Source organism: Exiguobacterium sp. HSB13 (assembly GCF_056764755.1).
This window is the reverse complement of the sequence record NZ_JBUZOM010000002.1, coordinates 19,739-46,673: the sequence shown is the minus strand read 5'-3', so window position 1 is coordinate 46,673 and position 26,935 is coordinate 19,739. Positions and strand designations below refer to the sequence as shown.

General features: G+C 47.9%; 26 protein-coding genes. 8 read left to right on the top strand and 18 right to left on the bottom strand.

The genetic code is table 11. From position 1 onward, the window contains the following. Window positions 1-16 precede the first annotated feature (16 nt). Both cydC and cydD read right to left on the bottom strand, forming a co-directional pair. Window positions 17-1,726 (bottom strand): thiol reductant ABC exporter subunit CydC, encoded by a 1,710-nt coding sequence (cydC, locus tag ACZGCQ_RS12045; protein ID WP_481266404.1) that lies wholly within the window; start codon window positions 1,724-1,726, stop codon window positions 17-19. Further along, complete coding sequence (gene cydD / locus ACZGCQ_RS12040) at window positions 1,723-3,453, bottom strand: thiol reductant ABC exporter subunit CydD (RefSeq protein ID WP_481266403.1); 1,731 nt, start codon at window positions 3,451-3,453, stop codon at window positions 1,723-1,725. The genes cydC and cydD overlap by 4 nt, the downstream gene beginning before the upstream one ends. A gap of 208 nt (window positions 3,454-3,661) precedes the next feature. On the opposite strand from cydD, the gene ACZGCQ_RS12035 reads away from it, so the two are divergent. Next, window positions 3,662-4,144 (top strand): Rrf2 family transcriptional regulator, encoded by a 483-nt coding sequence (locus ACZGCQ_RS12035; protein WP_029343142.1) that lies wholly within the window; start codon window positions 3,662-3,664, stop codon window positions 4,142-4,144. A gap of 22 nt (window positions 4,145-4,166) precedes the next feature. Then, a complete protein-coding gene (locus ACZGCQ_RS12030; protein ID WP_029343141.1) occupies window positions 4,167-4,535 on the top strand; it encodes a nuclear transport factor 2 family protein in 369 nt (122 codons plus the stop codon). Window positions 4,536-4,596: 61 nt separating this feature from the next. Here the strand turns inward: ACZGCQ_RS12030 and ACZGCQ_RS12025 are convergent, their stop codons facing one another. Together ACZGCQ_RS12025 and ypfJ are read right to left on the bottom strand one after the other, a co-directional pair. Beyond that, the gene (locus ACZGCQ_RS12025; RefSeq protein ID WP_214809592.1) at window positions 4,597-4,764 is read right to left on the bottom strand and encodes a hypothetical protein; all 168 of its coding nucleotides are present in this window, start codon (window positions 4,762-4,764) and stop codon (window positions 4,597-4,599) included. 85 nt (window positions 4,765-4,849) lie between these two features. Beyond that, window positions 4,850-5,692: a KPN_02809 family neutral zinc metallopeptidase gene (gene ypfJ / locus ACZGCQ_RS12020; RefSeq protein WP_029343140.1), complete on the bottom strand. Its 843-nt coding sequence runs from the start codon at window positions 5,690-5,692 to the stop codon at window positions 4,850-4,852. A 183-nt stretch (window positions 5,693-5,875) separates the two neighbouring features. On the opposite strand from ypfJ, the gene ACZGCQ_RS12015 reads away from it, so the two are divergent. Further along, window positions 5,876-10,321, top strand: a complete 4,446-nt coding sequence (locus tag ACZGCQ_RS12015; protein WP_481266402.1) for a hypothetical protein — start codon at window positions 5,876-5,878, stop codon at window positions 10,319-10,321. 47 nt (window positions 10,322-10,368) lie between these two features. Here ACZGCQ_RS12015 and ACZGCQ_RS12010 read toward each other — a convergent pair whose 3' ends face one another. Further along, window positions 10,369-11,541 (bottom strand): glycosyltransferase, encoded by a 1,173-nt coding sequence (locus ACZGCQ_RS12010; RefSeq protein WP_481266401.1) that lies wholly within the window; start codon window positions 11,539-11,541, stop codon window positions 10,369-10,371. 49 nt (window positions 11,542-11,590) lie between these two features. Here ACZGCQ_RS12010 and ACZGCQ_RS12005 point away from each other — a divergent pair, with 49 nt between their 5' ends. From ACZGCQ_RS12005 to ACZGCQ_RS11995, 3 genes are read left to right on the top strand one after another with little or no spacing between them, the layout of a single operon-like run. After that, window positions 11,591-12,769: an MATE family efflux transporter gene (locus ACZGCQ_RS12005; protein ID WP_481266400.1), complete on the top strand. Its 1,179-nt coding sequence runs from the start codon at window positions 11,591-11,593 to the stop codon at window positions 12,767-12,769. 1 nt (window position 12,770) lies between these two features. Continuing rightward, window positions 12,771-13,910 (top strand): glycosyltransferase family 4 protein, encoded by a 1,140-nt coding sequence (locus ACZGCQ_RS12000; RefSeq protein ID WP_481266399.1) that lies wholly within the window; start codon window positions 12,771-12,773, stop codon window positions 13,908-13,910. Further along, window positions 13,907-14,773: a glycosyltransferase family 2 protein gene (locus ACZGCQ_RS11995; RefSeq protein ID WP_481266398.1), complete on the top strand. Its 867-nt coding sequence runs from the start codon at window positions 13,907-13,909 to the stop codon at window positions 14,771-14,773. Before ACZGCQ_RS12000 ends, ACZGCQ_RS11995 begins: the two co-directional genes overlap by 4 nt. On the opposite strand, the gene ACZGCQ_RS11990 is transcribed toward ACZGCQ_RS11995, so the two are convergent. Continuing rightward, on the bottom strand, window positions 14,757-15,368 hold the full coding sequence (locus ACZGCQ_RS11990) for a response regulator (protein WP_481266397.1): 612 nt from the start codon (window positions 15,366-15,368) through the stop codon (window positions 14,757-14,759). The two genes, ACZGCQ_RS11995 and ACZGCQ_RS11990, sit on opposite strands and share 17 nt — an antisense overlap. Window positions 15,369-15,408: 40 nt before the next feature. On the opposite strand from ACZGCQ_RS11990, the gene ACZGCQ_RS11985 reads away from it, so the two are divergent. Then, window positions 15,409-16,743, top strand: a complete 1,335-nt coding sequence (locus ACZGCQ_RS11985; protein ID WP_481266396.1) for a sugar phosphate nucleotidyltransferase — start codon at window positions 15,409-15,411, stop codon at window positions 16,741-16,743. A 41-nt stretch (window positions 16,744-16,784) separates the two neighbouring features. Here ACZGCQ_RS11985 and manA read toward each other — a convergent pair whose 3' ends face one another. From manA to ACZGCQ_RS11925, 12 genes are all read right to left on the bottom strand, one after another. Further along, on the bottom strand, window positions 16,785-17,735 hold the full coding sequence (gene manA / locus ACZGCQ_RS11980; RefSeq protein ID WP_481266395.1) for a mannose-6-phosphate isomerase, class I: 951 nt from the start codon (window positions 17,733-17,735) through the stop codon (window positions 16,785-16,787). A gap of 176 nt (window positions 17,736-17,911) precedes the next feature. Next, a complete protein-coding gene (locus ACZGCQ_RS11975) occupies window positions 17,912-18,553 on the bottom strand; it encodes a peroxiredoxin-like family protein (protein WP_481266394.1) in 642 nt (213 codons plus the stop codon). A gap of 40 nt (window positions 18,554-18,593) precedes the next feature. Continuing rightward, entirely contained in the window at window positions 18,594-19,661 is a 1,068-nt protein-coding gene (locus ACZGCQ_RS11970) for a YcjF family protein (RefSeq protein WP_029343131.1), read from the bottom strand. Between the two features lie 98 nt (window positions 19,662-19,759). Beyond that, window positions 19,760-20,242 carry an N-acetyltransferase family protein gene (locus ACZGCQ_RS11965; RefSeq protein ID WP_481266393.1) on the bottom strand — a complete coding sequence of 161 codons (483 nt, stop codon included), beginning with the start codon at window positions 20,240-20,242 and terminating at the stop codon, window positions 19,760-19,762. A 65-nt stretch (window positions 20,243-20,307) separates the two neighbouring features. Next, window positions 20,308-21,666 carry a DUF4179 domain-containing protein gene (locus ACZGCQ_RS11960; protein WP_481266392.1) on the bottom strand — a complete coding sequence of 453 codons (1,359 nt, stop codon included), beginning with the start codon at window positions 21,664-21,666 and terminating at the stop codon, window positions 20,308-20,310. After that, a complete protein-coding gene (locus ACZGCQ_RS11955) occupies window positions 21,641-22,183 on the bottom strand; it encodes a sigma-70 family RNA polymerase sigma factor (RefSeq protein WP_481266391.1) in 543 nt (180 codons plus the stop codon). The genes ACZGCQ_RS11960 and ACZGCQ_RS11955 overlap by 26 nt, the downstream gene beginning before the upstream one ends. 101 nt (window positions 22,184-22,284) lie before the next feature. Then, window positions 22,285-22,722, bottom strand: coding sequence for a GNAT family N-acetyltransferase (locus tag ACZGCQ_RS11950; protein ID WP_481266390.1), 438 nt, complete (start codon window positions 22,720-22,722; stop codon window positions 22,285-22,287). A gap of 107 nt (window positions 22,723-22,829) precedes the next feature. Further along, on the bottom strand, window positions 22,830-23,531 hold the full coding sequence (locus tag ACZGCQ_RS11945; protein WP_481266389.1) for a YjjG family noncanonical pyrimidine nucleotidase: 702 nt from the start codon (window positions 23,529-23,531) through the stop codon (window positions 22,830-22,832). A gap of 2 nt (window positions 23,532-23,533) precedes the next feature. Continuing rightward, window positions 23,534-24,004, bottom strand: a complete 471-nt coding sequence (locus tag ACZGCQ_RS11940; protein WP_214861614.1) for a DMT family transporter — start codon at window positions 24,002-24,004, stop codon at window positions 23,534-23,536. A gap of 12 nt (window positions 24,005-24,016) precedes the next feature. Next, window positions 24,017-24,679, bottom strand: coding sequence for a Crp/Fnr family transcriptional regulator (locus ACZGCQ_RS11935; RefSeq protein ID WP_481266388.1), 663 nt, complete (start codon window positions 24,677-24,679; stop codon window positions 24,017-24,019). Window positions 24,680-24,691: 12 nt separating this feature from the next. Next, on the bottom strand, window positions 24,692-25,117 hold the full coding sequence (locus ACZGCQ_RS11930) for a DMT family transporter (protein WP_214856320.1): 426 nt from the start codon (window positions 25,115-25,117) through the stop codon (window positions 24,692-24,694). A 121-nt stretch (window positions 25,118-25,238) separates the two neighbouring features. After that, on the bottom strand, window positions 25,239-25,856 hold the full coding sequence (locus ACZGCQ_RS11925; RefSeq protein ID WP_481266387.1) for a GntR family transcriptional regulator: 618 nt from the start codon (window positions 25,854-25,856) through the stop codon (window positions 25,239-25,241). Window positions 25,857-26,042: 186 nt separating this feature from the next. On the opposite strand from ACZGCQ_RS11925, the gene garR reads away from it, so the two are divergent. Continuing rightward, window positions 26,043-26,933, top strand: a complete 891-nt coding sequence (gene garR, locus ACZGCQ_RS11920) for a 2-hydroxy-3-oxopropionate reductase (RefSeq protein WP_481266386.1) — start codon at window positions 26,043-26,045, stop codon at window positions 26,931-26,933. Window positions 26,934-26,935 lie beyond the last annotated feature (2 nt).

The following is a 26,935-nucleotide window of genomic DNA, read 5'->3' as shown; positions in this document are numbered from 1 at the left end:
CGCCAATCCTATATCTTTATCCAATCGGAGCAAACACAGACTGTTCGACTTGTTTTAATTCATAGAACGCTCCTTGTCGCGCCATCAATTCAGCATACGTTCCGACTTCGATGACTTGACCTTGATCCATGACGATGATTTGATCCATCACTTCAAGACCTGCCAATCGGTGGCTGACAAGGACAAGTGTCGCATCCGTTGCCCGTTCGAAGAGCCGTGTAAGAATCATCTGTTCCGTTAAAGCATCAACAGAAGACGTTGGTTCGTCAAGCAAGTAAAGCGACGCTTCGCGCAAGAGCACACGGGCAATCGCTAAGCGTTGTTTTTCTCCTCCAGACAAGTTCTCGCCTTTTTCCAATACACGGTCGTTCAATTCAAATGTTGTTAATCCGACATCATCGAGTGCTTGACGCATTGCCTCGTCCGTCGCTGCTTCGTTCGCAAGCAATAGATTGTCACGAAGCGTTCCATAAAAGTAATGATTTTGTTGCAAGACAACATTTGCGTGTTGCCAAAGTCCTTCCGGATCAACCGTCTGACTGTCTTGACCAGCAATCGTTAATCCGTCTGTTGGATACATGCGTAGCATCAATTGGAGTAACGTGGATTTCCCAGAACCACTCGCCCCAACGATCGCCGTCTTCTTGCCGGCAGGAATCGAGACGGTGACGTCACGTAAGACCGGACGCGGTGCATCAGGGAAAGTGAACGTCAACGCGTTCGTTTCAAAGGATGGTACCTGATCGAGAACGAACGTGTCGTAAGTTGGCTCTTCTTGTTCGGTCACGACTTCATCGAGTCGTTTCGCAGCATGCCGGCTATCCTCAAAGAAGCCTGGTAAAATCGCCATCGGTGCTGCATTCTCAAAGACCGTCAGCGATGTCATGACGAGTAAAGCGAGGAAGACACCTTCGAGTTGTCCACTCGCGACAAGATACGCACCGACACCAAGAACGAGCCAAGAGATGATCAGCGTCACCATCGTATTTAAGGCAAGGTTCGAAACAGCATGTAACCCATTCCGTTTTTCTTCCTCGACATACCGTTTTGCGACGGCATTCAAGTCCTGTTCTTTTTGATCGAGTTGCTGGTAAATCTTTAAGTCGCGATAGCCTTGGAACAACTCCGTCACTTCTGTCGACAGATCACCGCGTCGGACACGGACCGAACGTGCGAAACGTTGTTCGCGGTACGCGAACCAACCTGGAATCAAGAAACCGGTCAGAATCAGACCAAGCAATAGAATCCCAGCAATCGTCCACGAGAAGAAACTGACGAAAAAGATCGTACAGAAGAAGACGAGCAACAAGACGATCGGTGGATAAAGGACACGTAAAAACGTATTTTGCAGACTCTCGACGTCCCCAACGATTCGGGCAAGTAAGTCCCCACTTCGGTACTTCCCGAAAATACCGGGTGCAAGCGGCTCGAGTCTCCGGTAGAACGACGTCCGGATATCACTGAGGATCGTAAACGTCGCTCGGTGCGAATAATAACGTTCCGCATACCGACTGACAGCACGCGTCAGACTCGAGATTTTTTGCAGGGCAATCAGGACGGCGAGTGTCTGGATTGGTGGCAACAAGGCTGCCTTTGAAATCAGGTAACCACTTGCTGCGAATAACCCAACTGCTGTCACCCCGGCGAGGACACCGAAGAAGATTGACCAGGCGATATCGCGTTTTTGATTCACCATCAACCGAAAGACTCCTAGTAATTCCTTCATCGTGTTTCCTCCCCTCTCTGGACGCTCCGCATCCGGGCATATTCCGAATCACGTCCAAGCAGTTCATCATGGGTGCCGCGATCGACGATTCGTCCGCCGTCGAGGACGACGATTTGATCCGAGCGCTCGATTGTATGCAGGCGGTGCGCGACAGTGATGACCGTCGCTGCTTGTCCAAGCTGTTCGATCGCTTGTTGGAGCAGTCGCTCTGTTTTGACGTCGAGTCCGGTCGTCGGTTCATCAAAGACGATGACGTTCGGTCGCTTCAAAAATGCGCGTGCCAACGCAACGCGCTGTTTCTCGCCACCCGATAGACCACGTCCGCCTTCTCCGATGACCGTATTAATTCCTTCAGGTAACGTCGCAATCAACTCCTCGAGCCCTGCCGCCTGCGCCGCTTCGAAAATCTCTTCCGGTGTCGCTTGACGGAGTTCACCGATCGCGATATTTTCTGCCAGCGTTCCGGCATACAGATACGGATGTTGCGAGATGTAGCTCAACTGACGGAACCAACTTGCTTCCGCCACCTGACTGCGCTCAATCCCGTCGAGCAGAATCCGTCCTTCTTTTGGATCCGCGAGTCCAGCAATCAACTGTAAGACAGTCGACTTACCGGCACCACTGCGACCGATCAACGCCACTTTTTGATATGGTTCAATCGCGAGTGTCACGTCTTGTAAGGCAAAACGTCCTTCTTGATACGTAAAATCAACTTCATCCAAGACGATTCGTGGTGGACGGTTCATCGAAAGTTCTGATTGACCGAAGGCAACGGGACGATCGTCTGCCGTCAGTTCGGCTGCGATCTGTTTCGCTGCCGCGACACTACCGCGTCCGGTATGGAAGGCAGCCCCCATCTCTTTTAAGGCAAGATAGTACTCTGGTGCTAACACGAGCATCAGGAACGCCGGAATGAAGGTGATGCTTTGGAACAGAATCAAGCGCAGACTGACCTCAAGTGCGATCATTCCCATGCTGAGCATCGAGATGAACTCAAGCATCAGCGACGACAAGAAAGCGAGCTTCAAGACCGTTAACGTCGCATCCCGGAAATCAAGACTGCTTTTTTCGATGACGTCACGTTGTCGTTTCGCGCGACCAAATAACTTCAAGGTCGTCAATCCCTGCAACGTATCAAGAAACGTTCCTGAGAACGCCGTCATCTTCTCGAGTTGAGCATCGGCCCGCTTTTGCGTCATGATGCCGATGATGATGTAAAACAACGGAATGAACGGTGCCGTGATCATCATGACGAGACCGGTGATCCAGTCATAGCTGAATGCCGCGATCAAGACCATCAAGGGAACGATTGTCGTCTGGACGACTTTCGGCAAGTATTGACTGTAATAGCTGTCCATCTCGTCTACGGCATCGAGCAAGACACTGACCTTCTGTCCCGCTTGCCCTTGTAGCATCATCTCGACCGAGCGACCTGTGTATTTCGCAACTAGCGCTTCCCGGAGTGCCTGCTTCATGTGTGCCGATAACGTCGTACCGAGACGACCGTTCCAATACGTCACGGCGACCCGGAGCAACAGCATACCGAGAACGACGAGCAGTAACGGAATGACGGCTTCAAACGGTTGCTCTTTCAGGAAAATTCGATCGACCGTCAACACGATGCCGTACGATTGACCGACGACCGCAACCCCCATCAGGAAAGCCGCAATGATGAATTGAATGAGAATACTGCGTGGAATCTGAACGATTCCTTTTAATGGATTCATATACAAACGTCCTTTCACAAAGTGTGAACGACTTTTAGTGAATATTTTCACATATCGTACATTTAGTATACCGAATCCGGAACGGGGATGCCATGCAGATGCTGTCGAAAAGGTGTGACGGTTTTGTGAGAGCATATGACTCGACAATTCTTTCGAATAAAACTATTATGGATATACATTATCCACGTTTAACAAAAGGAGACTTCTCATGCAAATGAAAACCGGGGTCGAGCAATCCGTCTATGCGATGTTGCTCTTGACCTTTCTTCCGGATCGCGCCGTTTTGCCTGGTGAATTCATCAGTCAGCAACTCGGTGCCTCGCCGACCTACTTTCAAAAGCTCTTACGAAAACTCGTCCAGGCGGATCTGTTGTATTCCGTACCTGGTGTCAAAGGTGGCTTTCGCTTACGACGTCCGGCAGACGAAATTCAAATCTTTGACGTCTATCAGGCAATCGAAGGCAAACAGACGTTGTATGCGTCAAGCGGTGTCTTTGAGGATTTGATGGGAATTCAGGAACAGGAAATCGGGCTACTCTCGAATCTGATGACAGAGGCGGAAGATGCGTGGCAATCGACGTTGAAGCGCGAGTCGATCGGCTCGATCCGTCAAGCGATCGATGCCTCCTGTCCACCGGAACATTTAGAACGGTTGCATGCGTTAATCACCGACCGGATGATGACACTTTAATGAATAGAAAGAGGTTTTTACTATGGTATTGAATCGTTATTTCGACTTATTCGACGCGTCACGCACAGACGCACAAGCTTTTGAGGATCTCGTTTCCTTATTCACGACAGACATCACGTTCGTCCTGAACGGACAACCAAAGCACGGCATCGACGCCTGGAAACAGTTCGTCCGTCATGTGTTCACGGCGAATCAAGACATTAAGCACATGTACGCAGGCTGGGAAGAAACAACACCCGGAACATATGAAACACGCTGGGCAGTTTGCGGAAAACGGGCAGACGGTAGTGTCTTCACGCAAGACGGAAAAGATATCGCACGTCTTGATGAAAACGGACGGATCGCTTACCTGGAGAACGTTCCAGATGACCCGACGATGTTCCGTTCATAAGATTACTTTTAAACAACGAAAACCTGTGTTCCGCGCAAGCAGAACACAGGTTTTTTGATTTTTAGCGCTTCAGCACGAATCGTTTCAACAAATAGCCCGTGATGACAAGTAATGACGCAATGGCGAAATAGACCATGTAGATCAACAAGTCTGGCGCAAATCGTGACACGATGTACGTCATCACGACGACAGCCGTATACAGCAACAAAAATAAACTGATGTGCTTCAACTTCGACACTCCCCTTTGAATCCTTCCCTCTTCTATACGAAAACGGACTGGAAGATGTTTCAAAAGGGCCTGTCGTTGCTTCGTTTTATAGATTCTTCGCTTTGAATGTATCTCCGCCTTCGATCGTGCCGTTATCAAAGCCTTTTTGGAACCAACGCTCTCGTTGCGCTGATGTGCCGTGGGTGAAACTTTCTGGTACGACATATCCTTGTCCCTTCTCTTGTAACGTATCATCCCCGACAGCATTCGCTGCCGTCAGCGCTTCCTCGAGATCGCCTTCTTCGAGTAAGTTTTCGCCTTGCGCGTGATGTGCCCAGACGCCGGCATAATAATCCGCCTGTAGCTCGAATCGAACGAGGTACTTGTTGAATTTTTCCTCACTCATTTGCTCTCGAAGTGGCATGATCTCGTCCGACTTTCCGAGTAACGTCTGGACGTGATGCCCGACTTCATGCGCAATGACATAGGCCATCGCAAAATCGCCCGGTGCCCCGTACTTTGTCTGCAATTCATCATAAAAGCTTAAATCAATGTATAATTTCTGATCACCGGGACAATAAAAGGGACCGACGGACTTCCCTGCTTGTCCGCAAGCCGAACTGACTTGATCCGTATATAAGACGAGCTTCGGTTTTTTATAGGTTTTGCCATCTTCTTTAAATTCTTTCGTCCAGACGCGTTCCGTATCCGCAAGGACGACGGAAACGAAATCCGCTGCTTCTTTTTCTTGTGCTGTTTCTTCATACGTCGTATTTTGCTGATCCCCGCCAGTTAAGTCTCCGAGTAATTCAGCTGGATTACCGCCCATCAAGGTGATGACGATCAGCAGGATGATTCCGACACCACCACCGATGCCGGCAATTCCTTTCCCTCCCATTCCCCGTCGATCCTCGACGTTTGAACTGCGTTCTCTTCCCTTCCATTTCATACGCTTTCCTCCTACTCGTTTCGTTGTAGGTCTTTACCCGAAAGCGTTCGTCCGTAACGCTCCGTCTTAGGATGGACGTTACTTCTCGTATTCATTGCTAAAATAAGTACATCCATTTCTAGGAATATCGTCCTCCTGTAGAGAAGAAGTTCAACACGGATTTTCGCAGAAAGGAGTTGTCCGATGCACTCGTTCCGTCAACGTCTCAAGAACTTCATGTATACGTATCGTAAGGACATCCTCGTCCTATCTGGTATGTTTTTATTCATCTTAGCTTATAGCTTCCCATTGTTTCGTTCTGGCATGGTGACGTTCAGCGATCTATCTTTCGGACTGTCCTCCCATCGCTATTTAGAAGAAATTTATGGGGCATGGAACAACCGCTGGAGCACGACGACGCTTCTGAATGTCGCACGACTTCTCTACATCCTACCGTTTTATCTACTCAGTCTATTGTTTGGCTCGTCCGGTCCCGTCTTGATCAAGTCATTCATCATCGGACTGTTGACGATCTCTGCTTTATCGATGTTCGCTTTTACGAAACGACTCCATTCCGTTTATGTCTCGAAGCACTTTTCTTATCTCTCACTGATTGCTTTCGCGATCGCCGCGTTATTTTATGCCTTAAATCCGTGGGTGATCACGCGGATTCAACATATCTATCTATTATGTGGGTATTCCGTCTTCCCTTACGCTTTGATGTTGTTCTTCAATATCTTCGACCCAAAGTTTCGGGAACAGCTCGATCCCGGTTTTCGCTTGTCTGATCGGTTGAGTCGACGGACATGGATTGATATCACCCGGCTATCGATTGTCTTTGCCTTCATGGCAGCCGGGATCCATTATTTCTTCTTCTCGCTGATCTATATGGGCATCATGGTCGGACTCATTTTTCTAAAGACGAGTTGGACGCGTCGCAAAGAACGGATGTGGTCACCGTTACTTTGGTTTTATGTTCGGGCGACCTGTGCGTTTGGTCTCGTTTTTCTACTATTCAATGGATATTGGTTCTTGATGTACGTCGGCTCGATTCTGACCGGCTCACAAGCTTCACAACACAATATCAATGTGTCTGATACGTTGATGTTGTTCAGTCGCCACTCGAGCTGGACGAACGTTTTATTTTTAACGAGCTATTGGTGGCCAATGTTTGATTTGACGACGTTACCGCTGACGTTTTGGATTGCTGGCGCGATTACACTTTTACTCATCTTACTGGGAGCCATCGTCGCCTATCGGCAACCAATCCATCTGTTCTTTAGTCTGCTTGCGATTCCGCTGATTGTCTTTGCGACCGGTACCCATGAACAAGTTGCGGATGCGTTCGTTCTATTCGTGACGAAGACACCGTTGATCGGTGCGATGTTTCGCGATCCAAATAAGCTGGTTGGTCTCTTGATGGTCAGTTACAGCTTATTGCTCGCCGTTGGATTAAATGCTGTCTTCACCCGTGCGTCCCGGACGATTCCTTTACCGCTATACCGGATCGTCTCGATCGTCGGTACGCTAATCGTCGTCGCCTGCTTTTTCCTCCCTTACCGGACTGTCTACATGGAGGGGTTTTATCATCCGGTCAAAATGCCTAAGGAATACACGGCTATCCAAGAAGAGGTCGACGGGAAATGGTTGCAGTTCCCGATCGCGGACGAGATGACGCAACCGAGTACCGGTATCGCAACCCCACGCTGGAATCAAAATCCACGAAAAGGTGGCGAAATCAAAGCGACGGGTGACGTTCAAGTCTATACATCGGCACACGATACCGTCTTTCATCATGAAGGAGCGTCGCCGACGATCGGTTATATGATGACGTTCATGCAATACCTGCTCGATACCGGTCGGTCGGAACAAGCAGGACAGATCGCAAAAGCGTTCGGACTAAAACAATTCGCCTACCGCGATGAGTACACGGGGATGAAGGATCGACAGGACTTCAATCTAAAGGTTCTGCAGGAACAACGTGATCTCGTGCAGACGAAACAAGTCGGCTTGTTCACCTTGTTCGACTTGATCGCACCGCTCGATACACGAACCGTTCCACAACTGATTTTGACCCCTTATGGGCTCGAACGGTCGATCAGTTACCCGACACTGGATGGCTACGATCTCGGTCGTCAATCGATTTTGTATGCCACACAAGCACACCAGGACAGCCTGTCCTGGATGAAAAACGGTGATATCGTCGAGATGGTCGAGGAAAACGACCTTGTACTCAGTCAAGTGCCAGACGAATACTACTGGAAACCGTTCGATGCGATTGATTCAGCAAATGCTTTCCTGAACTGGGGTAAGACGTTTCTAGCCAACAATGACTGGCGCTGGTATTTACGTACGCAAGGTATGACGAACCCGTCGTTTGATCTCGATTTCGGAGACGGGATCGGTCTATCGTTTGCTTCTGCTCGAATTGACGCGCCGGTCTACAAATTAGATGGATTAAAGGCGAAACAGGTCGCCTCCTTTAATTCGATGCTTGAGGATGAAACATTCTTTAAAGCCGATAATCCGGACATCGTCGACTTATCTCCGAATCCGATGTCAAAAGATAATGACCTGCCTGTCCTTCATGCTGAAGTCGCAGAAGGTGACCCGAAATATATCTGGCAAGTCGCGAAATCCGGCAAGCTGCCGGCACGACCGAATAACGCCTACCGCTTTGATATCACAGCGAGCGGTCGCGGTGTCGACCGGCTCCACGTCAAGGTCCGGTTCTTTGATGAGAAAGATCGCGAGCTGAATCAAACGTATGTCGTCGCTCCGCGTGATTCCGGTGATGTCGATGCGATTCACTTGCAAGGTGAATACGTCACACCGCGAAACGCAAAAACGATGCGGATTGATCTACTCAGCTTCCAACGTCCTGAACGGAAAACGTATTGGTGGGTCCATGATATTAAAATCTTCAGTTATGAGGATTATATGATTCCGAATACGTTTACGATGACGAAAGACTTGCCTGCCGGTCGTTACGCTGGTTTTTCCCGCGTGCTGTTGAACCAAAAAGGCGGACAACTCGATTTGACATTCAACAAACGGGGCGTCACGATTCCAACTCAACAACGATCCGGTGCCAAACTCGCTTGGGTTCCGCTCGGTTCGTTCACGACGCCGAGCGGTCCTGCGACGCTCAGCGTCACGAACACGGAAGGCTTTAATGCGATCCAAAATATCGTCCTGATCCCGGAAGAAAAGCTGACTGCTTTACGAAAACGCGTCGATGATACGCTCGCTTTCACGAAGACCATGATGGTACTCGAGGCAGAGACCGGATTCGATTACACCGGTCACTTGCAGTCAGAGCGAAACTATCCTGGACTAAGCTTTGGTAAAGGGATCGCTGCGCAACGGGGACGTTTACAGCGTTCGATTGATATTCGCGAAGCGACCGACTATCAGCTTCAACTGATGTTGACTCCGCCACCAGAAAACGATGGTCGAATTAACGTCAAAATCCGAGACGGTAAACAGGTCGTCTTCGAACGCACTTTGTCTCGTGCTGATATTTTAAATGGTCAAAAACACCAACAACAGATCGGTAATCAGACGGTGACGTATGATCCGTTACACTTAGCGTTTCCGTACCGGATGACAGAGTTAAATGATGTCTACCAGACGCTTTACGACGTCAAGTTATCCGATATCCCACTCGAGAAGGGACGCTATCAGCTAGAACTATCCTATGCGAGCAAGGTGCCGTCACTCGTCGATTGGAAAGATCTACACAAGTTCGACCCGAACGAGATCGTCACCGATAAAGCCCTCGCCGCACCGGAAGCAGCAGCGAATTGTGCGACGTGTGTCTCGATCACGGATGATATGTTCGACGCGAGTGAGACCGAAGACGGCTATACGATTGATTATGAGCCGACCTGCTCCTGTGATTGGTATATTTATGCCTCGCAAAAAATGAAGGTGAAACCATATCACGAATATTTGATCCAGTTCGACGCCGTCAGCAAGAATGTCCGTCAACGGCATCTCAAAGTGTATTACCTGAATAAAGACGATCGTGTCATCGGTACGGATTTCATCAATGAAGTCGAAGAAAAGAAAAAGAAGCAGTGGAACCATTATGAACAAATCGTCATTCCACCGAAGAAGACCGTCCGGATGCAACTGCATATCTGGACGCGCGGAAACGAGAAAAAGGCTGGGCAGTTGCGTCTGAAGAATCTTGAAGTATTACCGTATGACCAACTGATTCTACTCGATCAACTCGTGCTATCGGAGCAAAGCGAGATGTTGTTCTCGACAAAACCTTCTCGTGCCCTTGATGTGGACGCCTCACAGATGGGACGGGATATAAAAAGCGATGCGCCACTCGAGCGCTTCACGGTCAACGATTCTCCGACACCATTATTTAAGCTACAGACGGATCAGGAAACGATGCGTGGTGACACGGCATTAAACGGTGTCAGCCAGTTGTATCGTTCGAACGAAAAGACGGCACATGTGACCGTCGTACTGCGTCCGATTTATTATGCGGGACTGACCATCCTCGTCTTAGCACTCCCACTCAGTATCCTACTGATTTATTTCATGACGAGCACTCGGGGTCTAACAATTCGTCAACGCCTATCATCCATGTTCACGCAACGTCTTCCCCGTCTGAGACAAAACAAGAAATAGCATATTTAAAAGGACAACGGAGATTTCTCGATCCCCGTTGTCCTTTTTCATTTCATCGGTACTTCGTCTTTCCGGTGGCGCTGATACAGACTGACCATTGTTTTCAAGAAGGCGACGGAATCCTTGACGAGATTGACGTGTGATCCTTCGCGTTCGATACAGGTCACGGGCTGTTGATAGACCCGTAAGCGTTCTTTTTTCGCTGCATACATCAACTCTAAATCAATCGCAAGACCGCTCTCGACGTGCAAATAAGGTAACAGACGATGGACGACCCGCCGGTTGATGATCTTCAGACCAGTTTGCGAATCGGTCACCCCTTTTGGTAAGAAGAACCGTGTCAGATTCCGTTTCCCAAAACTCATGAAACGCCGGACGGCTCCCCGATCTTCAATCGTCAAATCCTTCGTTCCGACGACGATGTCATAGTACCCTTCCTGAGCAATCGTCAACAGCCGCGCAATGTCTTCAATCCGAAACGAGTTATCCGCATCGACGAAGACATAATAATCACTCGAGATATTTTTCATCCCTTCGATGAATAGACCGGCTTTTCGTGTATTCTGCTCGACCTGATGCACTTCGAGGTAGCCGACGGTGAACAGCGTATCCGTCGCTTCCATGACGATCGAGCGGTACTCCTGTAAGAGTGCTTCCGATCGATCCGACGAAGCATCATCAAAGAAGTTGATCGAGGCATGAATATAATCTTCGCTAATGAAGGTCGCAAGCGACTCTAAAAAATCTTTTACATAATTAAAACGTTTCTCTTCGTTAAATATTGGCAATATAAAGGCTATAGTATCCTTTAAAATGGGATATTCAGGATGGATGATATGCTGGATTTCAGCAAACAGTTCATTCGGATATGCTGGGCGATAAGAAAACAGACGAAGCATCCCGTCTCCTTGAACCGTGTGATACGGGAAATCTCCTTTTAAGCGAATGGCTTCTTTGATCAACAGGATTTTGGAGCGTGGACGTACAGCTCGAATCTGGTTGGCAATCGCAATCTCCTCTTCACGCGTCTTATAGTCGACGACATACAATAGAATCTCGTGTTCTTCCGCTTCTTGAATTTCAGTGCTGGCGATTTGTTCGAACGAGGCAGGACATCTACCAGGTTGTGTGTAAAACAAAACCGGATAATAGGAAATCAGTGATTCGTATGGAATATGCCGTGAGTGATCAGTAAAAACAGCAATATGTCCTTGACTCATAAGTTTCATCCTTTCCGTAAAACAGCTCTGACTGATCGGAGGTGGTTCCATGACAAGTTTCATTCAGCGACATGCCGTCCTGTTGATTTTTCCGATTCTCGATGTAGCGTTGAACCTCGTGAACTATGCCTATCATTTACTATTAGCCCGTGAGCTTTCTAGTGCTGTCTACGGATTATTGAATGCTTATCTAGCTTTCTTAGGTCTTCTACTCATCATCGGTGGCGCCTTGCAATGGACCGTGACACGGGACTACAGTCAAGAAAAAACAAATGACTACCAAAAACTCCGTTTTCGTATACTGGTGGTCACAGGATTCTTTTTACTTATTTTACTTTATGCATTACCTTATTTCCTGCCGTTTACCAAAATAAACCTACTAATTGTTTATTTCATCATTGTGTTTCATATCCTTCTCTCTTTTCGCCGTGGTGTCTTACAAGCGACCGAACGCTTCTATGCCCTGAACCTTTCTTATTACATCGAATCCGTCGTCAAAGTGTTAGCGACCTGGCTTTTGATTCAACAAACGAACGTCAGCTATGCATTATTGTTCATCTTAGCCGGCATGATTGCATCCTATCTCTTAAGTCTCATGCAAGTCCCGTTCCCGACTAGTACCGGGCATCTTAAGGCGAGCGGACTCGTCCATATGATTCATACACAAGTTGTCATGACGCTTTTTTTCACACTCGATAGTCTTCTTGTTACACGCTATTTTCCGCAACTTGCAGGAGACTATTCGGTTGCTCTACGCTTTGGTCAACTTTTGTTATTCGTCGCACTCTCCTTGGCACAGCTGTTGTTGCCACGTTTAAGTCAAAAGAGTCAAGAGGACTCGTTCCATCTTTGGGAACGTCGATTTTACATTCTTCTCCTGGGGGGACTTACTCTTGCTATTCTCATCTACTGGACGATTGTTCCGTATCTGATTCCTCTGTTGTTCGGTGATGGTTATGAAGCGGCAACACATTACATCAAATATATGGTTTTCGTCTATGCCGGTATTACCCTGATTCAGTATGAGGCCCTTGTTCAGTTTTCTCTTCATCGAACGGGATACTTAAAAGGGTATTGGCTGATTCTTATTCTGTTCGCCATCGTACTGACGACGATGCACGCAACGATCGAAACATGGTTACTTGCCCAGGCGTCTGTTTTCCTGATCAGCGCTGCCGTACTACGCTTCACCTTGCCGCGACATCCGAATTTAGTGAAGGAGGTATGACATGAAACCCCATTTACTTTTTTTATCCTGGCGGGACATTAAACATCCGAAAGCTGGTGGTGCAGAAGTGTTCACCCACGAGATGCTCCGACGTGTCAGTGATGAGTATGAAATCACTCATTTTTCTCCCTCATTCGAAGGCGGACACGATGTCGAGTATTTGGACGGAATCACTTATATCCGAAGAGGTACTGCGCTTTCCGTCGTTCCGCTCGCCTTTTCTTATTATCAGTCGTATGCTGCGACGATTGATTTAGTCGTCGACCAGATGAACACACATCACTTTTTCACACCCTTGTATGTTCCATTAGCGAAACGTGCCCTCTTCATCCATCAGCTGACACGTGAAATCTGGCAAATCAATGTTCGTCCTCCGTTTTCATACATTGGCGAATGGACGGAGACACCGCGTCTGCAGCTGTATCGGACTGGTCGTGCTTTGACTGTCAGTCAATCTACTGCAGATGATCTACTTGCTGTCGGCTTCTCCAAAGACGACGTGACGATTCTACCGGAAGGTCTCTCCTTTACACCATGGCAAGAAGTCGATTGGCAACCAAAGGAAGAACACCCGACATTTCTATATGTAGGACGTATGTCTGCCTATAAAGGCATTAATGATGCACTTCAAGCGTTCGTCATGCTGAAACGAGAGTACGCAGACGCTCGTTTCTGGGTCATTGGGAAAAAGGATGAGGACTATATCGCCGAGCAACTTGACCCGCTCGTTCCGGAAGAAATGCGTGAGTCGATCACCTATTTCGGCTTCGTCAGTGAAGAAGAAAAACTCGAACGGATGAGTCGCGCGACGGCGCTCCTGTTTCCTTCCAAACGAGAAGGTTGGGGGCTGACGGTTAGTGAAGCAGCTGCTGTCGGCACACCGACGATCGTCTATGACGCACCTGGACTGCGTGACGCCGTCCAGTATGGAATGACCGGTTATATGGCAAAGAGTCAGACGCCTGGCGCACTCGCTGCCGAGATGCGTGCTTGCCTACGTGCTCCGGAAGAATACGAAACAATTCGACTAGCCGGTCATAGGTTTGCGCAAACTCTGCACTGGGATCATACAGGTCAAGCATTTCGAAACTGGTTGCAACGCGAATTGATGCCTGTCGCATTGAAGGAGGATTTTTCATGATCGGAATTGCTATGTCCACATACGAAAATGAAGCAATCATCACGGAAACGATTCGTTCCCTTCAGGCACAACATGCCTCTTTCCTTTGTGTCATCGCGGATGATGGTTCGACCGATTCTACCGTCTCGACGATGCGTTGGTTGACCGCAAATGATACGCGATTTGAAGTGCTCTCGCTTCCGCACGGTGAACGAGGTATCGCCCGCAAGACTGCCATTGATCGCTTAAAGCAACACAATGTCGAATACATCTATATCATTGATTCCGATATGGTACTCGAAGAACAGTTATTAAAAAGCTGTATCTTGTATCTTGAGGCGCACTTAGATGTCGGAGCTCTTGTGATTCCTGAACGCGCGTACAGCGATTTTGATAATTACTTCAGTCAAGTGAAGGTCTTTGAGCGTAACCTGTTCAATGTTCCGACGGATCAACTCGACACGCATACGATGGAAGCCGCGCGTTTTTGGCGGATCGAGGCGTATATCGCATCGGGTGAGATTAATCCGACGCAAATCAGTTTCGAAGAGACGCAGCCGACGATCCGTTATTTGGAACAAGGCGGAATCATTCGCCGTGCGACGTTCACCTACGTACACCACAATGAAAAGCAGGTCGAATTAAATGACCTGCTTCGAAAGAAACGCTATTACTTTGATGTCATGCCCGCGACGCTCGATGCGGAACAGGGTGGCTTCATGAAAGCCTTACGACGTTGGTATTTCTTCCGTCCTGTTCTATATCATCAGGCTAACTTAAGAAAATACAGTCGTCATCCACTGTTGACCGTTGGCGTCATCTACATGTACTTGCGTCTCAGCTTCATTGGTGTAGAATCCCTCTTCTTCAAACGGGTTTCGTAATGCTTCCGACGACTGATTGATACAAAATGTAGGTACCGAACTGCGTGGGGAATTCTAAACGCTGTATCTGATCTTCTTCACGCACCTCTTGTTCGGAGTGACTAATGATTAGAGAGCGTTGACTGGCAATCGTTCCGTCTTCAAAAAATAAACAATACGGACGATCTGAACTCAAAAGCACGCTCTCAAAATGGTTGATCAAATTACGTTTCCGTTGCTTCGTCTCGACGACTTCATCACCAATTTTAGTCATGATAGAGAGAATTCGCTCATCAATTTTCAAAGGTTTCGTCATCATACGACTGACATTCCCTGCATTTACTGCTGCGAGCAGCGTATGCACCTGCATATAATCCGTCAACACGATTTGTTTCGTTAGTGGCGCACGTTGTTTGGCAATACGTAACAGCTCGACACCGTCCATTTCTGGAAGTCGAAGTTCTGTCAGCAAGACATCAACGTCGGAATTGCTGAGTTGTTCCAAAGCCTCTTCTCCTGATCCTGCTTCCTGTACGTCCTGCCCCGCTGCTAAAAGTTTACGACGTAAAATCCGTCGTGTCGGTTCATGTGAGTCAACTAATAGATAAAGTGCCATATGCTATCGCCTCCGTTTTAAAAAGAAAGGATGGTCGTCAATGTATATTCTTTTACTATCAGGTGGATCCGGAAAACGGCTTTGGCCGCTCTCGAACGATTTGAACTCGAAACAGTTTTTAAAGATCTTAGAAGATCGCGATGGTAATAAACAATCCATGATGGAGCGCGTCTTCCAACAACTTCAGGAAATCGGCTTAGATGACCGGACCGTCATTACGACGACGAGTTCACAAGTCGATGCGATCGAAAATCAACTTGGTTTCCGAACGTCCATCATTCAGGAACCGTCGCGTCGCGATACGTTCCCTGCCATTATGCTCGCAACGAGTTATCTGTCAGAGCGAATCGATTCAGAAGAGACGGTCATCATCATGCCGGTCGATCCTTACGTTGAACTATCGTTCTTTGAACGCTTCGAGCAACTCGATCAAGCTGTTCAAGCACATCCGGATGCACTCCATCTAATGGGTGTCGAACCGTTGCATCCGACGTCAAAGTACGGCTATATCATTCCGCAGACATCTGAAAACATGTCCATCGTCGATCGCTTCCAGGAAAAACCGACCGTTGAAGTCGCGGCTGATTTAATTGAACAAGGTGCATTATGGAACTGTGGTGTCTTTGCCTGTCGCCTTGACTTCTTAATGCAATGTTTAGAAGAACAAGCTGTACCGACGACGTTCGAGGCGCTCCGTTCGAATTATGAGGCACTGGAAAAGACATCTTTTGATTATGCGGTCGTCGAAAAGACCGATTCCTTATTCGTTCACCGGTATGATGGTTACTGGAAAGATCTCGGAACATGGAATACATTAACGGAAGAGATGCCGCATCCGCTTCATGGAAACGCCCAGATGCTCCATTCGAAAAATACGCATATCGTCAATGAATTGCAGGTTCCGGTCCTTGGAATCGGACTCGATAACTTAATCGTGTCGGTGAGTCCAGATGGTGTCCTCGTTGCGTCCAAAGACGAGACACCTGCCTTAAAAGAATATTTGACGGATGATACCTTGCCACCACAATTTGAGTGGAAACGCTGGGGCTATGCGACGATTTTACATCAACAGCAACTAGATGACGGACGTTATGCTGTGACTCGACGTTTGCATATCAAAGCACATCAGCAAATCAGTCATCATTATCATGCACATACCGACTCGACATGGAGCATCTTACAAGGTCGGGCAGAAGCACTAATCGATGGTCAGTCACAGCAGCTCGGACCAACTTCTGTCGTGCATATTCCACAAGGTGTTCCGCATACGCTGACCACACTAGAAGACTTGATCATGATTGAAATTAAATACTCGATCGATTGGACAGAGCAGGATAACTATCCGCTCCCTACCTCCATCCGGTCCAAACCATAATGTTAGAAAGGGCACCTCCTGTTGGTGCCCTTTCGTCTGCTTTAGTCTAAAAACACCTCACTCGTCACGAACGTCACGGATCCAGATATTTCGTAATCCCCCGATCGACGCGGTACAAAGAATTGGTTTCCTTTCTGTAAAGGAATCACGCGATTCCCTTGCCGCGCTTCTCCTTGACCATCAATGACAGTCAATAAACGAAAGACCGGATGATCATGCAATGCGTACCGACCGCTCACTTCATGACGAATGACCGTGAAGGAAGGCACCTGCAGCAGCTTCGTCATGACGCCCCCCTCCTTGACGATCGTCTCTGATTGGTTCGTCCACGGCTCATCTGGAATCGTTGTTACAGCAATCGCCTTCTCAACGTGTAATTCTCGCGGTTTCCCGTCATCTCCTAATCTGTCGTAATCATATAATCGGTACGTCCGATCGCTCATCTGTTGAATCTCAAGAAGAACGATGCCTGGTCCTAAAGCATGGATCGTACCACTCGGAATGTAATAGAACTCGCCAGGTTTCACTTTTTGATGCCGAAGTGACGTCTCCCAGTCCTTTTCTTGCGCGCACCGCAATAGTGCATCTCGTGATTGTAGATTGTGACCGAGAATGATTTCCGCCTCTGGTGCAGCCTCTAAGATATACCAGCATTCGTTCTTGCCGTACGGTTCTCCTTCAAGACGTCGTGCCTCCTCATCATTCGGGTGAACTTGTACCGATAAGTAGGCGGACGAATCTAGCAATTTTACATGTAGCGGGAACGCATCGAGCAGATAATCACCGAACAGTTCTGTCCGCTTCGTTCGCCATAGTTCATCTAGCGTCTTTCCTTGATCAGGTCCATCTAAGAAGTGCGTCCGCCCACTCGCATGAGCGGATGCTGTCCAACATTCTCCAATTTGTCCTTCCGGTAACTCAAACTGAAACAACGCCTCTAAACGTCGACCGCCCCAAATTCGTTCTTTGAAAATTGGTTGAATGGCATACATATCGACGCGGACTCCCGATAGACTAGGAGCGACGCTTCACCTCCATCTATACGTTTGGTTACCTCTTTATACCCATTTTTATGTCTATATTATCCAAATAAAACAGATTGAATCATAAAAAAACCAACTCTTAGTGCATCACTAGGAGTTGGTTTTCGTATAGTTTGCTAGCTCTTTTATTGTTCGAGATACTCGATGATCGTCTGCGGATCCACGCGTTTCGTATAATCCGATGAGACTTCTGCGAAACGAATCACACCATCCGTATCAATGATGAACGTCGCCGGTTTTGGTAACTGCCAATCCTCATTTCCGTTGTGCTTCGCTACATCAAGTCCCGATGCTTTGTAAATCTCAATCAGATAATCCGGCAGGTCGAACACCAAATCAAATTGACGGGATACATGTAAATCAACGTCACTTAAGATAGGAAAACTTAATGCATTCTTGTTTGCCGTCTGTTCAGCAAAATCAGGTGTCTCCGGACTAATTGCAACGACGGTCGCTCCCTGAGCACGAATTCGGTCGATTTCCCGTTCGTACGCGCGAAGCTCGAGATTGCAGTATGGACACCAGCCACCCCGGTAGAACGTTAAGATGACAGGACCTTGCTCGAGTAATGTCTCGATCGCCACAGGCTTGCCAGATACATCAGGTAACGTGAAGTGTGGAATTGTATCACCAACATCTAGACCTTTAGCGATACCAGAAGCAGCCAGCTCAGCTGTCGCTTCCGCCATCAACCGTTGTTTCTCAGCAGGTGCCTTTTGTCGGAATTCCGATTGATACTGTTTAATTTCTTCGAGTAATCGTGTCATATGTTCTCCCCCTTTATTGCTGTATAGAATAACAGGGAGATTACTCGTTTGTCTCTTCTGACGACTCTTCTGCCTTCTTCCGGAATCGTTTGACAAACCCCATCAGTTGTTCCGGCGTCAGCTCGAGCTTATTCTCATAGACATATTTCGTTCCATATCCGAGTGCAAGAGTAGCGGTCGAAGCGACGCCCGCGGCAATGACGGCACCATACCCTGGAACTAACTTTGCTATTTGCCGAAAAGCAGTCTTTCCGGAGTTTCCGACGATCGTCACGACAAGCAACTCCTTGGCACTCTCTTTGGATAACTGTCGTTCGTACAGATTTGATAACTTGAGCATCAAGCCGATTTGAATCGAGGTCAACGGAATGATATCAGCTCCCGGGAACGGGACGGCACCAATCGCACCAGCGGCTGTTCCGGCACCAACAATCCAGTTGTTGGCGATCTTGCCACGTACGGTCGGATCCATCTGGCGAACGAACACATTATCCTTGTCGAACTTTTTTAAGATATCGAGGACCTCCCGGCGGAGCCGATCGATGTTCGTTCCTTCTCGTGCTGATACGGGAATGATTTTTGGTCCTGGTAGTTTTTCTGCAATATGCTGAACAATCGTGTCGACATCATCCGTCGCATCCATCTTCGTGACGACGATCAAGACATTTTGGTTATGTTGATAAATCTTACGGAAATTCTTCGTCTCCGTTTCGGATAAGACAGTACCTGCCGCATTTAAAAAGTAAAGGATGACATCGGCACTTTGATAGTACGTCCACGTCGCTTCCGAGTTCTGTGTATTGGCATCATTTAATCCCGGCGTATCGACGAAGATGACTTTATCTTCCGGATGCTGTCTGACTTGATCGATCCGGACCGTTTCACCCGGGCGCGCTCCGACCGTTGCGACTTCACGACCAAGAATCGCGTTCAAGGTCGAGGATTTTCCTGCATTGACGTCTCCGATCAGAGCAACTGTCACGTCCTGCTCCAACGATTGATTAAAATCCCGTCGCTCCGATTCAAATGACTGATCAAAGATTTCCTCCAGTTTGCGTTTCCGCTTTTGTTGATTGGTCTCAAGTCCTTCACCAAAAAAATCATCCATCGTGATCCCTCCCCCTTCTTTTGCTGTCTGTCTTTTCCCGTTATCTATTGATTTCAATACAAAACAGGCAAGTGAACCTCTTGTCCACTTGCCTGTTTTTAAAGATATGTGCTGCGTCGCTCGAGCAATACCGTATCGCGCCATCTGTCTCCGAGCCGACCAATCCGTTCGCGGCGACCGACTGCCCGAAAATTAAATCGTTCATGAAGGCGTAGACTCGCTTGATTTTCCGGAAAGACTTGCGATTGCAACGTCCAGATTCCGGCTGCTTCACTTGCTTGAATGACGTCCTTCATCAAGCGTGTGCCGACACCTTTGCCGCGCGCGTCTTCCGCGATGTAGAGACTTATTTCAGCGACACCGGCGTATGCCGGAATCGAAGAGAATGGACTTAACGCGACCCACCCGAGCAGTTGCTCGTCTTCCATCGCAACGAGGCGGCTATGTTCGTGGTGATGACGCGTCCATTCTTCGTACGGTAATGCCTCCGTGCGGAACGTCGCGTTCTCCGTCTTTATTCCTTGTTCGTAGATCCGAACGACTTCCGGGTAATCGTCCGCTATCATTTGACGTACTTTCATCTCATCAGACTCCTTTGTTGCTCACATGCTGATTCTAGTTCGACAGCATGTCAGGAGTCTCCTGTTTAATCGACGGTGAACGGGATCGGTTTCAAGTCGATTGGTGTGTTCGTCACGATGTTGGAATAGCCGGTTTGTAGATAGAAGTCATCGATTGCATCTATTTGTGACGCCGATAACGTGAACGTCGCCCGCAGTAGCTTTTGTTTCGTATCGATGACTTCAACAGTCGGTTTAATTTCACGACCATCCGGTGGTTCGTTTCCTTGAATCAGGAACATACTGTTTTTAACATCCAACTTGATATCTGAATTTTTTTGATCCGAGTTCGTCAAGAAGTCAACCTGTACGTGAGAACCGGACGTCTCTACCTGTTGAATTGTCATCTTCAGCGGATGATGCGCATCTTGTTGCGTATAAGGGAAAGATGTCTTCTTTAATGACAGCCAATGTGTCTTCGGTGAAAGACGTAATGAAGGATGCAACGTATAGGAACCGGATGGAATAACATAATTTCCGAATCGAATCCGCGAGACATCCGTTCGTTGCGACCCGCTGACCGAACTACTTACTAACGATGTTCCGACTGACCAGTTTTTGATGATTTCTTTCCCTTTATCATCAAATAGAGCCAGTTCTAGCCAATACCGATCTGCTTTCGGATAAACCGCCGTATAATCAAACGTCGTACTTGCCTGTCCTTTTGTCATCTGTTTCAACGTGACATCGACCGCATAATCAGGATTCTTCACCGTCGTATTAAACGTCTGCTCAATTGCTTGCAATCGTTTAACCGGAACCTCGAATTGCCAGTTTCCGTCTAGACCAAACATTTCCGAAATCACGAGTGGCACCTTCATGGAATCACTTAATTTCTGCAAGCCGACATCATACTCGATTCGTGCTTTCCATACCTTACCGTCCTGTTTGAAATATGCCAGTTCTTGATTTTCAGTACCTTCGAATCGTTTATCCCCTTTGAACACTTCATAAAATGCTGCTCGTTTCGTTTCATTGACGTCTGGGACACCAGTTGCCGTCAGGTTCATCCCGATCGTCGTACCATCATAGTAGGCGTCGACGACCTTAATCGTAATGCCTTGATCGGTTACCGTCTGATCAATTGCTGTCGCGAGCTGTTTCTTCTCAATTTCCGTACCGACTGTGCCCTGTTCTGTAAAGGGACGATACAATCCACCAATCAATGGAACATGCGACATCGCAGAAGCAAACGGTGGAACGATGAACGTCGTCACGAATAGTGAGGCAGCAAGACCCGCAATGGCGACGTACTGTTTCCGACGAGGACGTACGTGCTGTCGTTCCGCTACACCTTGCGTGATCCCTTGACGAATCCGGTCTTGTAAGGCGTCCGTCGGGACAGGAATTTTTTCATAGTCATTTCGTAGATCGTGCTGTGCCATAATCCATTCCTCCTAACTGTATCTTCAATTCTTCGCGTCCTCGCTTTAAGTACGTCTTGACTGTATTGAGGGTAATACCGATGAAGCTCGCAATCTCTTTCATCGGAATATCATGAAAATAAAAGAGAACTAAGACGTCCCGGTATTCTTTTCGCAAATGTGATAAAGCGTGCACGAGATCGAGGTGTTCGTCTCTGGATTGGTCTTCCTGCACCGGAACATGAAGTAAGATGTCATCAGTTGGTTGTTGTTTCTCAAGCACACGATAACAATTGCGGATCAGGATTTTCGTGATCCACGTCACGAAATGTTTCGGTTCCTTCACTTGTTCGATAGAGATGAACGCTTTATAAACTGTCTCTTGTACGACGTCCAAGGCATCGTGTTCATTTTTTACGTATAGATATGCTGTTCGGTAGAGCTGTTCGCTATGTAGGAGCACCAATTGCTCAAATGCCGCTTCATCGTGCTTCATCGCACGGCGGACGAGTGTCGTGTGCTCGTTTCGTAAGTCCATCGTGTTCCCTCCCTTTACTTATTAGAGCATGATGAGCCGAGAAAAGTTTCAAAAAATATCCAAAAAAAAGGACTCTTGCGTTTCAAGAGTCCCTCCATACTTCAAATGTCTAATCGTACTGCCATTTCCCGACCGAATCGATCCCCGTGGTCGATGAAGCCGAGACTCGCATACAGACGGTGTGCCGCCTGATTATCCGGTCGATAGCCGACGACGATTCGTTTCGCTGCAGGTAACACGCGCATCTCGTCAATTACGGCTTGCATCGCCAATCGTCCGATTCCGTTCCCTTGCTGCGCTTGATCGATCATGATGCGGTAAATCCAGTAGCCGTTGAGTTCTTCTAGCTCCGTGTTGTACATCACAAAACCAACGACGGCTTCGCCTGCAATGATCGCCCGAAGGACAAGGCTCGGTTCGAACTTCGCTTGCGCGATCGAGTAGACATTCGCTTCCATGAAGTCTTGCTGTTCTGCTGTCAGTGTCAGCTCACAACACGCTTCCCAGTTTTCTGCTGTTACCGGTACAAGTTGAATCATGTTCATTTCCCCTTTTAGTTAGACGGGAGTTGCCTCCAGCGTCTGTTGATCACATCGTTGCACAGTGATCGCCCCCTTTCCTTCTCTCTCCTATCGATTGTTTTGATTCATTGTTGAAGGACTGCTGCGTTTTCAAGCAACGTAGGTAGTTCGGCTAACGACGTAATTGTAAACGTCGGCTTGATATCCGCCGCTGATTTTCCTTCTGGATTAAACCAACATGTTGCGATACCAGCTTGATTGCCACCTGCGATATCAGCTGACAAGGAATCCCCGACGATGATCGTTCGCGCCGAGTCGAATTGCGGAATTCGCGCAAACACGTGGTCGAAGAATCCTGCCATTGGCTTTTGAAAACCCGTCTCCTCTGAAACGAAAATCCCTTCAAAGAAATCCGTTAATCCAGCGCCCTCGAGCCGTGCGCGTTGCGTCTTCGAAATACCGTTCGTGACGACGTACATCGTGACGTTTCCGGCTAGCTGCTCAAGCAGCGCCGTCGCACCCGGAATCAATTCTGTTCCTTGTGCGAGATAGCCGCGATACGTTTCGTCAACTTCTCGTCCGTCGACCGTCCGTCCTTCTTCCGCGAAGAACGTCACGAACCGTGAGTGAATGACTTCCTCGCGTGTCACCTCGCCTCGTTCAAGTGCTTTCCAAAGCGCTTGATTGAGTGTTTTATAGCGCGTTTCTCGCTCCGACGTCCACTGCAACTCTTGTTGCTCGAGCAGACGGCGAAAAGCGATTCGTTCCGTCGCTTCAAAATCAAGTAATGTATGGTCAATATCGAATAATACCGTCGTGTAAAACATATTCAAGCTCCTTTTCGTACGTGTTGTACAGTCGTTGTTTTCCCACCTAGTTGAAATAACAGAACGCCGCCACCAATCAATAGGACACCGAGTGCTTTCGTCCACGTAAACGGAACAGCTTGTAATCCGAACCAGCCGAGCGTATCCCAGAGTAAGGCAAACAAGATTTGCGATACCATGACGATTGAAATCGCACGGCTCGGTCCGAGTTGTTGAACGCCTTGTGTCACACAGAGGACGACACCGACACCAATGATTCCGCTGAACCAAAACCAGGTTTGTGCCTCTTTTAGTGCAAATAGTTGTGATCCTTCAACGATCAAACCAATCGTCAGTGAAGCGAGGAACCCGAGTCCAAGGACTAGCGTTGTCGTCGCCCAAGCGCCGACGTGTTCTTTGACTTTTGCGTTAAACGTATTTTGAATACAGACGAGCATGCCCCCACAAAGAGCAAGGATGATTCCCGTAACCATGTCGCACCTCCTTCATTCGTAAATGCTTTCTCCGACTCGTTCCATCAATCCGTCTCGATCAATGATCTCAATCGTATGCTGCGTCCGGCGAATCAACCCATCGTCGACGAACTGGCGTAAGACACGATTGACATGACGATAGCTCGTTCCGATCAAATCTGCCGCATCGACGAGTTCCTTACTCGCAAAAGCATCCGTATTAGGTGTCATCGACAACAAATAACTGGCTAGCCGAACTTCAACCGGGTACAACAGATTGAAGCTGAGCGTATGCGATTTCAATTCAAACTTTTTCGTGATCGTCTCGAGTAAAAATAATAAAAAGGCAGGATGATGGACACGTGCTTCTTCCAAATCCGGATAGGCAATGCGTAAGACGGTCACTGGTGTCACTGCCTCGACCGTGTTCATCAAATCAATCTTTCGGACGAACTCAATATCGCCGACGAGATCAAACGGATGCTTGAAGGACAACACGAGACGTTTCCCCGTTGCCGACATATGCGTGATCTTCAATTTCCCTTCGACGAGCAGGTAGAGTTCATGCGCAACATCGCCTTGCCGACACACTGTCTCACCCGGTCCAAACGTTTGAATGTGCATCGCCTTACGTAGCGATGCATCAAAGACATGCTCTAACTGATAGCGTTCTAAATAGGTCGTAATGTCCGTCACGCTTTCTCCCCCTTAGCTTTTTAAGATGAAGATACCTGCGATCATCATCAAGATGCCGATGATCTGCGGTCCTCGCAGTCGGCGTTTCATGACGCCGAACCAGCCTCTTCCGTCAATCCAGAGTGCCAGCGCTAATTGCGCCAATAAAAAAAGCGAAATCGTCAAGGTCACGCCCATCCGGTGGACCGCCGTCATGTTGCTGAATAATATGATTGCCGCAAAGGCACCCCCTGCCAGATAAAGCGGTTTGACACGTCGCATCGCTGAAAAACTACGATCCCGTAAGACGATCGCTAAGAGAATCGCAACGATGAACCCGGTCATCTGGGTGATCGTCGCTGCTTGCCACGTCCCGATCGTTTGACTGATCCGGGCATTGGCGACACTTTGGAGCGTTAAGAAAAAGCCACCGGCAATCGCAAATAAGACACCACGCATGTGCATACTCCTCTCTTGTTCCATGATACTTTCATTTAACGAGAGTCATTCTGATTTGAACAGGACATTTGTCCTGAGAATGCGTCAAGATGTAAAAAAGGATGAACGATATCCAACTCGTTCATCCTTTCATCCAGTTCAAACAAAATTCTAAATCCAGTTGAAGATGCGCTTTCATCAATCGCTCTGCTTCTTCTGGTTGATGATTCAAAATCGCTTGATAGATCTCATCATGTTCTTCAATCAAGAGTGGTCGTTTATGGTGGACAACGGTCTTACGGAATAGATAGATGATGGATTGCATCCGATCAATGATATCAATCATGACCGGGTTGTTAGTTGCCCCGACGATCACATCGTGGAATTCCTTGTTCGCCGCCATCACTTCTTCGAGTTCGCCCGTTCTTCCGATTTCGACACACTGCTTCAATTTTTCTAAATCGGCTTCTCGCATATATGTCGCACAATGACTGGCTGCGAAGCCTTCAAGCAACATCCGGACTTGAAAGATATGCCGCAAATCCATGTCGCTCGGATTGACGACGCGTTTTTCCTTAATCAATCCTTCTTGCTCCAGTTTTCGAATCGAATCTCTAACGGGAGTGCGGCTAATGCCCATTTCCTCTGCTAGACGCTCTTCGACTAACTTCGTTCCACGTTCCAGTTCTCCGTTTAAGATGCGATCCCGGATGTATTCGTATGCCTGAACATATGCTAATTGTGTCGTTTTCTTCCCCACTGCCATCGTCTCCTACATTCGAATTTCTTCTAGTTCAAAGTATAAGTTTAATATTGGGAATTGGAAAGAGACATATTTTTGTATACATTTTCAAATAAATTGTATACAAAAACGAAATTAGTGTGTACAATTCGGTTAAAGACTTTTATGAAAGCGCTATCTTTTTATGAAAAGGAGTTTGATTAGATGAACACACGCGTTGGATTTATTGGTTTAGGCATCATGGGAAAACCGATGGCCTTGAATATACTAAAAGCCGGTTATGACGTCACGGTGAATGATTTAAATACCGAAAGTGTCGAGACACTCGTTCAAGCGGGTGCGGTATTCGGAACACCTGCTGATATGGGAGCAACGTGTGATGTCATCATCACGATGCTACCGGCTTCGCACCATGTCGAGCAAGTCGTCCTTGGAGAGAACGGTCTTTTACAAACGGCTACAGCTGGGACGATCTTGATTGATATGAGTTCGATTTCACCCGTCGCCTCGGTCGAGATTGCACAACAAGCAACACTACGCGGAGTCGAGATGCTCGACGCACCCGTCAGTGGTGGAGAACCGAAAGCAATCGACGGGACGCTTTCCATCATGGTCGGTGGGAAAGACGACGTCTTTGAAACCGTCCGACCACTCCTAGAAGTCGTCGGTGCCAGCGTCACGCTCGTCGGCAAAAACGGGAGCGGTGTCACAGCTAAGCTTGCCAATCAAATCATCGTCAATTTAAATATCGCTGCCATGTCCGAGGCATTGACGCTTGCTGCGAAAGCAGGCATCGATGTGGAGAAGATGTATCAAGCCATCCGTGGTGGTCTTGCGGGTAGTGCCGTGCTCGATGCGAAGGTACCGTTGATTCTAGAGCGAAACTTCGTTGCCGGTGGACGCATCGATATCAACTTAAAAGATATGACGAACGTCATGGAAACCGCGCATGAGATTGGTGTTCCTTTACCCCTCTCTAGCCAACTCGTTGAGATTTTCCATGCATTGAAAATTGATGGAAAAGCTGCGGATGATCACGGCGGCATCATTCAGTACTACGAAAAATTAGCACATGTTGAAGTAAGGAAGGTGTAAAA